The 13,110-nt window shown below is 33.2% G+C and carries 11 protein-coding genes; 6 read left to right on the plus strand and 5 right to left on the minus strand.

Annotation, left to right across the window (positions count from 1 at the left end; translation table 11 throughout):
- Window positions 1-25: 25 nt before the first annotated feature.
- The 4 genes from LUU93_RS00600 to LUU93_RS00615 are packed head-to-tail and all read left to right on the plus strand — an operon-like array spanning window position 26 to window position 4,293.
- The gene (locus LUU93_RS00600) at window positions 26-778 is read left to right on the plus strand and encodes a hypothetical protein (RefSeq protein WP_232676356.1); all 753 of its coding nucleotides are present in this window, start codon (window positions 26-28) and stop codon (window positions 776-778) included.
- Window positions 775-1,416, plus strand: a complete 642-nt coding sequence (locus LUU93_RS00605; protein ID WP_232676365.1) for a hypothetical protein — start codon at window positions 775-777, stop codon at window positions 1,414-1,416. The genes LUU93_RS00600 and LUU93_RS00605 overlap by 4 nt, the downstream gene beginning before the upstream one ends.
- A 52-nt stretch (window positions 1,417-1,468) precedes the next feature.
- On the plus strand, window positions 1,469-3,256 hold the full coding sequence (locus tag LUU93_RS00610) for a 1-deoxy-D-xylulose-5-phosphate synthase (protein WP_232676373.1): 1,788 nt from the start codon (window positions 1,469-1,471) through the stop codon (window positions 3,254-3,256).
- Between the two features lie 35 nt (window positions 3,257-3,291).
- The gene (locus LUU93_RS00615; RefSeq protein WP_232676385.1) at window positions 3,292-4,293 is read left to right on the plus strand and encodes a DUF3078 domain-containing protein; all 1,002 of its coding nucleotides are present in this window, start codon (window positions 3,292-3,294) and stop codon (window positions 4,291-4,293) included.
- A 94-nt stretch (window positions 4,294-4,387) separates the two neighbouring features.
- Here LUU93_RS00615 and LUU93_RS00620 read toward each other — a convergent pair whose 3' ends face one another.
- From LUU93_RS00620 to LUU93_RS00630, 3 genes are all read right to left on the minus strand, one after another.
- Window positions 4,388-4,765 carry a hypothetical protein gene (locus LUU93_RS00620; protein WP_232676387.1) on the minus strand — a complete coding sequence of 126 codons (378 nt, stop codon included), beginning with the start codon at window positions 4,763-4,765 and terminating at the stop codon, window positions 4,388-4,390.
- Window positions 4,766-4,786: 21 nt separating this feature from the next.
- Window positions 4,787-6,133 (minus strand): deoxyguanosinetriphosphate triphosphohydrolase, encoded by a 1,347-nt coding sequence (locus LUU93_RS00625; protein ID WP_232676399.1) that lies wholly within the window; start codon window positions 6,131-6,133, stop codon window positions 4,787-4,789.
- Window positions 6,134-6,373: 240 nt separating this feature from the next.
- Window positions 6,374-6,835: an Lrp/AsnC family transcriptional regulator gene (locus LUU93_RS00630; protein ID WP_029271860.1), complete on the minus strand. Its 462-nt coding sequence runs from the start codon at window positions 6,833-6,835 to the stop codon at window positions 6,374-6,376.
- 157 nt (window positions 6,836-6,992) lie between these two features.
- On the opposite strand from LUU93_RS00630, the gene metE reads away from it, so the two are divergent.
- Complete coding sequence (gene metE, locus LUU93_RS00635; RefSeq protein WP_232676407.1) at window positions 6,993-9,314, plus strand: 5-methyltetrahydropteroyltriglutamate--homocysteine S-methyltransferase; 2,322 nt, start codon at window positions 6,993-6,995, stop codon at window positions 9,312-9,314.
- A 157-nt stretch (window positions 9,315-9,471) separates the two neighbouring features.
- Here the strand turns inward: metE and LUU93_RS00640 are convergent, their stop codons facing one another.
- Complete coding sequence (locus LUU93_RS00640) at window positions 9,472-10,050, minus strand: outer membrane beta-barrel protein (RefSeq protein WP_232676409.1); 579 nt, start codon at window positions 10,048-10,050, stop codon at window positions 9,472-9,474.
- 145 nt (window positions 10,051-10,195) lie between these two features.
- Between LUU93_RS00640 and gldA the strand changes: the two genes are divergently transcribed.
- Window positions 10,196-11,092, plus strand: a complete 897-nt coding sequence (gene gldA, locus LUU93_RS00645; protein ID WP_232676417.1) for a gliding motility-associated ABC transporter ATP-binding subunit GldA — start codon at window positions 10,196-10,198, stop codon at window positions 11,090-11,092.
- A gap of 532 nt (window positions 11,093-11,624) precedes the next feature.
- Here the strand turns inward: gldA and LUU93_RS00650 are convergent.
- Complete coding sequence (locus LUU93_RS00650) at window positions 11,625-13,034, minus strand: pyridoxal phosphate-dependent decarboxylase family protein (RefSeq protein WP_232676426.1); 1,410 nt, start codon at window positions 13,032-13,034, stop codon at window positions 11,625-11,627.
- Between the last annotated feature and the right edge of the window lie 76 nt (window positions 13,035-13,110).

Consider the following 13,110-nt stretch of genomic DNA (forward strand, 5'->3'; position numbering starts at 1 on the left):
TACATTTAAATTTTGAAATTTGAATATGGAAAAAAATCTTAAAATAACGATTCCTGAGCCTTGCCATGAAAACTGGGACAAAATGACGCCAAAAGACAATGGAAGATTTTGTTTAAGCTGTACTAAAACTGTTGTTGATTTTACATCTATGCTTCCTGATGAAATTCAGCAGTATTTTATTTCAAATAAAAATATTTGTGGAAGATTTAAAAGCGAACAATTAAGTGAGATAAATATTCAGATTCCTTATCAAATATTATATAACCAAACCCATTATCGTAAAATATTTTTATTAGCGCTTTTTGTAGCTATGGGAACTACATTATTTAGCTGTCAGGATAAGGAGGGAAATAAGCACAAAATTGATAAAGTTGAAATTGTAGAAGATTCTAAACCAGAACCACAAGCTCTTACAGGAATTGTGGTGATGCCTGTAGAAAAACTAAACACGGAAGAATATTCTCAAACTGGACATTATGGAGTTATTTATAATTCAAATGATTTGGATATTCTGCCTGTTCCGAAAACTGGAATGAAGAAATTTCATTCTTATTTTAATAAAAATTGCACTGGTTTAGATAAAGGAGAAATATCTGTTTTATTTGTAATAGAAGGCGACGGAAGTCTGAGTAATTTTAATATCCTTAAAAATACAACTTCAGCAAGTGAAAAAGATATCGCTAAAGTTTTAGAGAAAGCTCCAAATTGGATTCCTGGCAAACTAAAAAACCGAGTTGTTCGCTCAACTTACACTTTTTGTATAAGTAATAAAGGATGAAAATAAACCATAAAATAACTGCTCAGACAAAGCAATACAAATTGCTTTTAGCATTGTATGCAGCTATAGCAACAACTTTATTCGGTTGTCAAAACAAAGAAGATCAAAAACAAAAAATTGAGAATATTGAAGTTAACAAAGATACTTCTTCGGTAACAAAATCTACTGCTTTAGATACCACTACGATAAGTAAGAAAAAATTAGATCAAACCTTGCCAGATTTACCAAATGTCGAGCAAATTAAATTTAAAAAAAATACAGCAATTGTATCTGGAGAAATTGATGAAAACAAACCTTCAAAATCTGATAAAGTAAAAAAAGATGATTCTTCATTAGCTACAAAAGCTCCTTTGAATTCTAACGCAGAATTTCCAGGTGGAATAGAACAATTTCATAGCTTTTTTATGAAAGAATACAAAAAGCCAGAAAACGTAAATTATTGGAAACTCAATTTCACACTTGCATTTGCAGTCGAAAAAAATGGCAGTATATATTTTCTTGAATGCTCACCAGCAGTTGAAGAACCTTTGCAAAAAGAAATTATAAGAGTTTTAAGTTTATGTCCGAAATGGCAGCCCGGTGAATCGAACGGAAAAAAAATCAGGATGCAATATTCTGTACCAATTTTATTGAAATAGCACTCAGCGAAAAAATTAAATTTAAAACCGTAAATTTGCTTTTTACCTTACAATGAAAAGCAATTTACTTTCGAACATATACAATCCTGCCGATTTACGTCTTTTAAAAGAAGAACAGCTTACTGAGGTTGCTCAGGAACTGCGTCAGTTTATTATTGATGTTGTTTCTGTAAAAGAGGGCCATTTGGGTGCCAGTTTAGGCGTTGTAGAACTTACAATTGCTTTGCATTATGTTTTTAATACGCCCGAAGATTTATTGGTTTGGGATGTGGGACATCAGGCTTACGGACATAAAATTTTGACCGAAAGAAGAGAAATTTTCCACACTAACAGACAAATTGGAGGTGTTTCAGGTTTTCCAAAAAGAACAGAAAGCATTTATGATACTTTTGGCGTTGGGCATTCTTCTACTTCTATTTCTGCAGCGCTCGGAATGGCAATTGCTTCTAAACTAAAAGGCGATTTAGATAAACAGCATATTGCAGTTATCGGCGACGCTTCTATCGCTAGCGGAATGGCTTTTGAAGGTTTAAACCATGCCGGAGTTACCGATGCTAATATTCTTGTAATTTTAAACGATAACGCCATTGGAATTGATCCGAGTGTTGGTGCTTTAAAAAAATATCTGACTGCTGTTAAAAACGGAAAAAATCCGAAACAGAATAACATTATAAAATCGTTGAATTTTGATTATTCCGGTCCAATCGATGGACATGATTTTCCAACTTTAATCAAAGAATTAAACCGATTAAAAAAGATAAAAGGACCAAAGTTTCTTCATATTGTAACCACTAAAGGAAAAGGTTTACAGCAAGCAGAGGAAAATCAGGTAAGATATCATGCGCCCGGAAAATTTGATGCTTCGACTGGAGAAATTCATTTAAAATCAGAAGAAAATCTTCCGCCAAAATATCAGGATGTTTTTGGCTTAACAATTTTAGATCTAGCTAAAAAGAACGAAAAAATAATAGGAATCACACCTGCAATGCCTTCGGGAAGTTCTTTAAAATTTATGATGGATGAACTGCCGGAACGTGCTTTTGATGTGGGAATTGCAGAACAGCATGCCGTAACTCTTGCTGCCGGAATGGCAACTCAGGGAATGATCGTATACTGCAATATTTATTCAACTTTTTTACAGCGCGCTTACGATCAGGTTATTCATGACGTTGCGCTGCAAAATTTACCTGTTATTTTTTGTTTGGACAGAGCCGGTTTGGTTGGTGAAGATGGTGCAACGCATCATGGTGTTTTTGACATTGCTTATCTGCGTTCTATCCCTAACATGATTATATATGCGCCAATTAATGAAATTGCGCTTCAAAACATTTTATATACGGCTCAATTAGGCTTAAATCACCCTATTGCCATTCGATATCCAAGAGGACGCGGAGTCTTACAAAACTGGGAAGTAGAAAATTTCGGACATTACGAAAAAATTAATATCGGCGAAGGAAACTGCTTAAAAAACGGCACAAAAACAGCCGTTTTATCTACGGGAGCAATTGGAAATAATGTAATTGAGGCTTTAAATGAATGTGCTAATTCAGATGATCTTGCACATTACGACTTTCCATTCATTAAACCATTAGATATCAATATGTTAAACAATATATTTTCAACTTTCGAAAGTATAATTACCATTGAAGACGGAGTAAAAAAAGGCGGTTTTGGAAGTGCAGTTTTGGAGTTTGCCGCATTAAATAATTTCAAAAATAATGTCGAAGTTTTAGGTATTCCCGACCAGTTTATTGAGCATGGAAGCGTACTTCAGCAGCAACAATTGTGTAAAATTGACGTTAAAAGTTTGGTAAATCTTTTTTCAAACGGCGTAAAATAATTATTTTGCAGCTCCAAAAAATAAAATTCAACCTAATGAAATTATTGCGTTCTACTCTTTTACTTTTGTTGTTTTTATGTACTTCTAAGAATTTTGCTCAGCTTATACAAACAACTTTAGATCCAAATCAGATACCTAAACCTCCTTCAAATTGGACTAAAAAAAATCAGTTAGGTTTTGATATTTCAGAGATCGCATTTGTGAACTGGAGTCCGGGGGGAACAAGTTCTATTTCAGGTTTATTTAAGGGAGAATTTGGAAGAACTTTTGTAAAAGGAAATCATAAATGGGTTAACGAACTTATTGTAAAATATGGTTTAAATAAACAAGATGGGACTGAACTGAGAAAAACAGATGATGCTGTTTTATTAAACTCAACATACGGATTTAGAAAAGATACGGTTTCAAACTGGTATTATTCTGCTAAATTTAACTTTAATACGCAATTTACAAACGGTTACAATTATCCAAACCGGGACATTGCAATCTCTAAACCTTTTGCTCCAGCTTATATATTCCTGGGAGCGGGGGCTGAGAATTCAAACAAAAAGAAAAACAGAACTTTTTACTTCTCTCCTATTACGTTAAAAACTACTTTGGTATTAGATCAATACTTGGCAAATCAAGGTTCTTTTGGTGTTAAAAAAGCAGTTTACATGACTGATCCTTTAGATCCTAATAACCAAATTTTAGTTGAGGAAGGGCAAAAAGTAAAGGCGGAGTTTGGTATTCTTTTTACGGCATATATGAAAAGCGAAATCTTTAAAAATGTTTTTTATGAAAACAGATTAAGCTTGTATACTGATTATTTAAACAGATTTGGAAATGTCGATGTCGATTATGATACTCGCCTGGATCTTGTAGTAAATGCTTATGTAAAAGCAAATATTGGTGTTCATTTAGTATACGACGATGATATTAAAACTAAAAAAGATGTTGTCGATCCTACAACCGGAAATACTACTCAGGTTAACGACGGCCCAAGAGCTCAGTTACGTCAAGTTCTTGGTGTTGGTTTAGTTTATGCTTTTCAATAAAAAAATTCATACTATAAAAAAAGTGCCTGTAATGTTTAAACTGCCCCCAAAAAGTTAGACACTATTTGGGGGCAGTTTTATTTATTAATCTTAATTAACTTTTTAAATTCGCCTTTTTTGCAATTGTGAAATACTCATTTTTATTAAACATTACGCCTTGTTCAGGAAAAACTAAAAAATCTGCATGTGATTTCTTAAAAAATACTCGTAAAGCGTAAGACTCTTTTTCGGTTAAAACATCATACTTATATTTTTTTAAATCCTTAAGACTTTTGATTATATCTTCTGTCTGGCATTCTACAAGATTTTTTTTATTGAAGTATTTTGATGAAATAAGTTCTCCCGATTTATCATTTTTTTTAATTGAATACAATTCAACTTTTTGAATACTTTTCCAATCATACTTTCCTTGTGAATAAGAACTTTGAGAAAAAACAATCGTAATAATAAACAAGTATAATAGATTTTTCATATTTGAGTTCAGTAATTATATTTAATTCTTTTTTCTTCCCTGAATCATTTCATATAATTCCAATGCGTTTCCATCTGTTAAAAGAGAAACGTAATGGCAAATATGAAGCAGACGCTCATATAAGTTCCCTTTGTCTAAATGATGTTTTTCCGGCAGCATTTTCAGGATTAGCTTATCATAATTTGATGCTGTTCCTTCATATTTGTTATTGAATGCTGTAATGAACTTATCAAGCAGGGTTTGAATGATTTGATAACCAACAATTTCTTTCTCGATAACTTCGCGGCTCTGATAAATTTTTTCAACACTTAACTTGATGATGTCATTCATCTGTGCTTTGTATTTACTTTTGTCTGTTAAGGCAAAAGGGAAATTTCCAGCCAGAATTGCTTCTTCATTTTCTACAAAAACATCTACAGCGTCATTAATTAAAGCATTAATTGCCAAGGCACGTAAATAACTTATTCGGTCTTCTTTGGTTTCTAACAATTTATATTTGGCAACCCCAATATTATCTTTTACCAATTTAATAAGATATTCTAAAGCATAATCCTCAGAAACTAAACCAAGATTTATCCCGTCTTCAAAATCGATAATGGTGTAGCAAATATCATCTGCCGCTTCAACTAAATACGCCAAAGGATGTCTTTCAAAACCAATATCTCCATCCTCTTTATTGGCAATTAATCCCATATCGTCAGCCACTTCCTCAAAAAAAGCTTTATCTGACTGGAAGAAACCGTATTTTTTATCAGCAATATTACTCGTTGGTTTTTTCGGAAGACTTTCTTTCGGATATTTCATAAAAGCACCTAATGTTGCGTATGAAATTCTAAGTCCGCCTTCAATTCCCGGACGGCTTGCGGTTAATACCGAAAATCCATTGGCATTTCCTTCAAAATCAATTAAATCCTGCCATTGTTTAGCGGTTAATTTATCTTTGAATTTTAATCCTTTTCCGGTAGAAAAGTATTCCCCAATTGCTTTTTCTCCCGAATGTCCAAAAGGTGGATTCCCAATATCATGCGCTAATGAAGCTGCGGCTACAATTGCTCCAAAATCATTCATATGATAACCGTGAATTTCTTTTAAATAAGGATATTTTTCGATGATTTTTTTACCTACCAAACGCCCCAAAGATCTTCCCACAACAGAAACTTCTAAACTGTGTGTTAATCTTGTATGCACGAAATCTGTTTTAGAAAGCGGAATTACCTGGGTTTTATCCTGCAGGGAACGAAACGCCGCCGAAAAAATAATTCGGTCATAATCGACTTCAAAACCTAATCGTGTATCATCTTGTTCTACACGTAATCTTTTGCTTGTATCGCCCTGACGTTTTAATGATAAAAGTTGTTCCCAGTTCATTTGATTTTAGATTGCAGATTAACGATTTTAGATTTTTGATCTAAATTTGGTGATTTAAGATTTCAAAAATACATTTTATTTTAGGATAATTAAATGTTTTGTTTGCCGCGAATTTCACGAATTTTCACGAATTAATTTATACACAATGATTTATGAAAATTCGTGAAATTCGCGGCAAAAAACCTAACCGTCAATCCTAAAAAAATCATTATAATCTTTTTAATCTGTGGCAGAATAATATTAGAATTCTAATGCGGTGCTGTGTTTTATTTCTCCCATCACAAAAATACTGTTCGTATTTCCGATGTTTTCAATGGTTGATAATTTATTCATTACAAAATCCTGATAACTAGCCATATCCTGTACCAAGATTTTTAGCATAAAATCATAATCGCCGGCAATATTATAGCATTCTATAATTTCGGGAAGCGCTACAATATCTTTTACAAAATTACTTCCCACATTTTTGGCGTGTTCTTTTAAACGAACGTTGCAAAAAACCGTCATGCCGCGGTTCATTTTTTTTCTGTCAAGCAATGCTACATACTTTGTTATAAATCCGTCCCTTTCTAACCTTTTTATACGCTCATAAACTGGAGTTACAGTAAGAAATAATTTACTGGCAAGGTCTTTTGTGTTAATATTTGAGTTTTCCTGAAGGTGTTTCAGGATCAGTAAATCGGTTTTATCGAGGTTTTCCATAGTTTTTTTTACGGCTAAAGGTTCGTTTAAAAGATATTTACAGTAATTAAATCTTTTAAATTTTAATTTTAAAACACATTTTACTGAAATAAACCCCAAATATAAGTTATAAAATCTAATACAATAAATTTGTTCAGTAAAAAATACTGAAATAAAAATGAAAACAAATAATTTAGGTTATCCCAGAATTGGAAGCAACAGAGAATTAAAAAAATCCAGTGAATTGTATTGGTCAGGAAAAATTTCGGCAGATGAACTTATCGATGCCGGAAAAGAAATTCGTATCAAAAACTGGCATTTACAATCACAAGCCGGAGTAGATTTGATTCCGTCAAATGATTTTTCTTTTTATGATCAGGTCTTGGATTTGACTTTGACTGTTGGTGCAATTCCGCAGCGTTATCATGAACTGGCAAAAACAAATTCATCTCTTGATTTGTATTTTGCGATGGCAAGAGGCGCACAAAAAGATGGTCAGGATGTTGTAGCGATGGAAATGACAAAATGGTTTGACACCAACTATCATTACATTGTTCCTGAATTTACAAAGAACCAAAAATTTGAATTGTTTTCAGAAAAAGTAATCGATGAGTTTAAAGAAGCAAATGCTTTAGGAATTGCGACAAAACCGGTTTTAATTGGACCAATTTCGTATTTACTTTTAGGAAAAGAAAAGGAAGAAGGTTTTAACCGAATTGATCTTATTGACGCTTTATTGCCAGTTTACTTCGAAATCTTCGAAAAATTACAAGCAGAAAATGCAGCATATATTCAGCTTGATGAACCTTTCTTAGCTTTAAATTTAACTGATAAAGAAAGAAATACATTTACGCAGGTTTATAATGAAATCAATATTCGTTTCCCTAAACTTAAAATTATTTTAGCCAATTATTTTGACTGTTTTGGCGAAAATCTGGCTACAGCTTTGGCTTTGCCTGTTGATACGCTGCATTTAGATTTAGTTCGCTGTCCGCTTCAATTAAATGATATTTTAGAATCCGGAAAATTAGCTTCAAACGTGAACCTTTCTTTAGGAGTTGTTGACGGGAGAAATATCTGGAAAAATGATTTCAAAAAATCTTTAGAATTAATCAAAAAAGCAACTGATGCTTTAGGTAAAGACAGAATTTTAGTTGGGCCTTCTTGCTCATTAATCCACAGTCCGTGCGATTTAGATTTAGAAACAAACGATCAGACTCTTAAACCTGAAATTAAACAATGGCTTGCTTTTGCGAAACAGAAAATCAACGAAATTGTACTTTTAAAACAATTTGCTTCTGGCGAAGTTGATGTTAAAAATTCGGTTGATTATGAAAGAAATGTAATCGCAAATGACAATCGTAAAACTTCAAAATTAATTCATAATAATGAAGTTAAAGCGCGTGTTGCCGGAATAACCACTTCTTATGACAAACGTAAAAGCACTTTTGCAACAAGAAGAAAAAGTCAGATTGAAGCGTTGAATCTTCCGTTATTCCCAACAACAACAATTGGATCTTTCCCTCAAACGGCCGAAGTGAGAAGCTGGAGAGCGAAATTTAAAAAAGGGGAATTAACTACGGAGCAATACAATGATTTAATCGAAAAAGAAACTGAAGCTACGATTCGTTTTCAGGAAGAAACCGGAATTGATGTTCTGGTTCACGGAGAATTTGAACGTAACGATATGGTGGAATATTTCGGAGAACAATTGGCCGGATTTACTTTTACAAAAAATGGCTGGGTTCAAAGTTACGGAAGCCGATGTGTGAAACCTCCGGTTATTTATGGTGACGTTTCGAGACCAAACCCAATGACGGTAAAATGGTCGAAATATGCACAATCTTTGACTCCAAAATGGGTAAAAGGAATGCTTACTGGTCCGGTAACTATTTTGCAATGGTCATTTGTACGTAACGATCAGCCTCGTTCTGAAACTTGTACGCAAATCGCTCTGGCTATTCGTGATGAAGTTGTTGATCTTGAAAAAGCGGGAATCAAAATTATTCAAATTGATGAGCCTGCAATTCGAGAAGGTTTGCCATTACGAAAAGAAGAATGGGCAAATTATCTAGACTGGGCGGTAAAAGCTTTTAGAATTTCTGCCAGCGGTGTAAACGATGATACGCAAATTCACACTCACATGTGTTATAGCGAATTCAACGATATTATTCAAAACATTGCCGACATGGATGCGGATGTTATTACAATTGAGTGTTCTCGTTCGCAAATGGAGCTTTTAGATGCTTTTGCTAATTTTAAATATCCAAATGAAATTGGGCCTGGAGTTTATGATATTCACTCGCCGCGTGTACCGTCGAGTGCTGAAATGGTTCGTTTATTAGAAAAAGCTTCAGCTGTAATTCCTGTTGACCAGCTTTGGGTAAATCCTGATTGTGGTTTAAAAACCCGTCACTGGGATGAAACTAAAAAAGCATTAATCGAAATGGTTACTGCAGCTCAGGAAATGCGCGCAGCTGTTGAAAGTCCTGTAAATTAATAGTTCTTTTAGATATATTTTTGTTTTTTAGTGTCAGCTTAGTGGAGTCGAGAATTAGTTATGATTTAGTTTCGACTTCACTTTTGCCGGCATTGTTTTTTTATAAAAAAAGCACCCCAATCGGAGTGCTTTCTGAAATTGAATATATAATTTAAGATTAGAAGTTTTTAGAAATTCCAATGTTAAATGTTTGTCCAAAGTTGAAATAGAAATTATTAACATCTGGACCATTGTTATCATAACTTAATGTATCATATCCTAAACCACCAATGCTGAAGTTTAAACCAAATCCTTTTTGCATATTAATGAAAAGAGCCGGAGTAACACCAACATACATTCCGTCTGCTTTATATTTTGTGTAGTTTGGTCCAACATAATCTTTTTCTGTTCTGTTTTGGATACCAGCTCCTAAATCAGCAAATACAGAAAAAGTTTGGTTTAATGGCACTGAATAACGTACAAATGCTCCAAGTTTGAAATCATTTGTTTTGTATTCGTTTACTCCCTGATCATTTTTTGAAGAAGCTACAGTAAATTCACCTCCAACAGTCCAGTTATCGTGAAATTGGTAACCAACTTTAGGAGAAAAACTGAATTGATTGCTTTTTGTTTCAGAATTTGTATAATCAACCGTTTCAGAAGAATATCCGATGTTTCCACCTACTAAGATTGTTCCTTTTTGAGCGTTTGCAAAACTGCAGACAGCTAATGCAGCCATCACTAGAATTTTTTTCATAATTTGGATTTTATTTAATTTAGCATTCCTTTAACAATAACAATGCCGTGAATCCTGGGCTTTTTATTTTTTTTATAATTACTTTAAAAAATAAATTTTAGCAATCGAGACTATTTCTGTTTACTTTTGTAGCAAATAAAAAGTCATGTCAATAGAAGTAAACAGTATATCAAAAAGTTACGGAGAGCAAAAAGCTTTAAACGAAATTTCTTTTAAAATTGAGAAAGGAGAAATCGTGGGATTTCTTGGTCCAAACGGAGCTGGAAAATCTACTTTAATGAAAATTTTGACCACATATTTACTTGCCGACAGCGGCTCAGCCCTTGTAAACAGCCACGATGTCATGTCAAACGCAAAGGCAGTACAGCAATCGATAGGATATTTACCAGAGCATAATCCACTATATTTAGACTTGTATGTTCGTGAGTATTTGGCTTTTAATGCTGATGTTTACAAAGTGCCAAAGTCAAGAATTGAAGAGGTAATTCAACTGACAGGGCTGACACCGGAAAGCCATAAAAAGATAAGTCAGCTTTCTAAAGGATACCGTCAGCGTGTTGGACTTGCAAATGCCTTATTACACAATCCTGATGTTTTAATTTTAGATGAGCCAACTACAGGTCTGGACCCTAATCAGTTAATGGAAATTAGAAATGTCATTAAAAATATCGGCAAGGATAAAACAATTTTTTTATCGACACATATTATGCAGGAAGTCGAAGCAATTTGCGATCGTGTCATAATTATTGACAAAGGACAAATTGTAGCCGACAATAAATTAGATCATTTAGTTGCTGCAAACAAAGAGCAAGTCATTGAGGTAGAGTTTGATTATAAGGTAGAAGAACAGCTTTTAGCCAAATTAGAAAATATTTCTTCATACAAAAATACACATGACATGACTTGGGAGCTGACTTTTGTTACTGATAAAGATATGCGTCCGGCAATTTTTGATTTTGCCACCGAAAACGGTTTGAAAACTTTACAACTGAATCAAAAAAATAAAAACCTGGAGGCCGTATTTAGAGAAATTACTAAGTAAGGTTTCCAACCTGCAGTCTCGGTTTACAGATTAAACCTGTTTGTTCTTTTGTTAAGAACAAACAGGTTTTCTTTTTTTAGAAAATTTTTTATGCTTCAAAGTAAATCATTTTCTTCTTTTACGTTTTATCTTCTCATTATCAAAGAATTGATATTTTATTATTCAAATTTTTATTATTTTTATTTAGACTTGTTATAAATAATATTATATTTGCCAATACAAATTCAATAATACTAAAATGTCGCCTTTATTCAATTATATAAAAATGTTCTTCAATTCGATTTTAAGTCAGACTGAAAGCTTTTTGATAAAACTTTCTGATAAAATTGAACAAATCGTTTTACAATAAAAAATTAAGCCTATTTAAACATTAAAAGCCCAAAAAACGAAATGAAGAACATTTTAACCACAATGAATGTATTAAGTCTTTACATATAGAATTTAAATCCCCTTGAACTTGTTTTTTTGTTTTTTATTTTTTTTGAAAGAAAAGAGCCTGCTATTTTTTTAGACAGGCTCTTTTTATTTTTGTTTACAAATCTAAATCTTCAAACACTGCTTTCATTTCCTCTAAAGCAATTTTAATATCTTCCTCTGTTGTTCTCCAATTTACAAATGAAGCCCGAATTCCTTTTCTGTTTTGATAAACAGTCGGTGTCATAAATACTTTTCCCGTATCATTTAGTTTTGTCAAAAACTCTCCAACTTTATCTTGATTCTCCTCTCCTTTTAAAGTAAAGCAAACATTATTTAATCGAATTGGAGCCAGAAGTTCAAAACAGCCATCTTCAATAAGAGCATTTCCAAAATGAAGTGCCAGCAAAGTACTCTTTTCGATAATGTCACAAAAACCTTCTTTCCCGTAAGCCACTAAAGAAAACCAAGCCGGCAGAGCTCTTAAACGACGTGAATTTTCAGGAAGGACATTTAAATAATTAAAATTCTCCAGCGGATTTCCTAAATATGGCGCGTTCGAATTCTGAAACGTTTCAATCTGCAGGTTTACATGTTCTTTTTTAATTAAATAAAAGGCACTTTCATAAGGCACATTCAGCCATTTATGACAATCAATTGTAATACTGTCTGCGCCTTCCCAGCCTTTTACAAAGTGTTTATATTTCTCCGAAACCGCAGCAAATCCACCAAAAGCACCATCAATGTGCCACCAGAAATTGTGTTTTTCTTTAACCTTTGAGATAGCTTCAAAATCATCAAAATCAGCTGTATTTACTGTTCCTGCGCTTGAAATTAAAATAAATGGTTTTCCGTTTAATGCTTTAATTTTTTCTTCTAAATCTACAATATCCAATGCCTCACGATTTCCTTCTATTGTTTTTACAACGCTATAATTCTGGCTTCCAATTCCTAACATTGATAATGATTTTATCGAAGAAGAATGCGGTGTTGCCGTCAAAATATTGATGGTTTCTGAAATTCCGTTTTTAGCAAAATCTTTTCCAAACTGTTTTCCAAACCATTGTCTGGCAACTCCTAAGCAGGTAAAATTTGACATCGTTGCGCCCGTAACAAATCCGCCCAAAAAGGAATCTGGCAGTTCTAATAATTGTAACAACAAATTAATGGTTTCAAATTCTATTAAAGCCGAATTTCCACCCTGCGATGTTACAGATTGTGTGTTTTGATCGTAAACCGATGCCAGCCAATCTCCAACAATAGAAGCTGGGGTTGAACCACCTGTTACAAATCCCCAATAACGCGGTCCCGGGGACGAAACCAATAAAGGCGCTAATCTCTCATTAAATTCTTGTAAAGCTTTTTCAGAACCTAACCCTAATTCGTTTAAATCGCGTTTTGGGTTAATTGTATTTTTACTTGAAGTTGGAATATTTTCCAAATTATTAAGAAAATCAATACCTTGTTGTTTTGCATGATCGAGAATAAGAGCAATATCGTTTAAATCGTTTTGTAGTATTGAATTCATTTTTCTTTATTTAAAATATTTTTTTTATCGAATTTAAAGAATAAAAACGATTCTACTAGAAAACAATCAGAGAAGA

It is taken from the genome of Flavobacterium soyae (genome assembly GCF_021245985.1).
Lineage (GTDB): Bacteria > Bacteroidota > Bacteroidia > Flavobacteriales > Flavobacteriaceae > Flavobacterium > Flavobacterium soyae.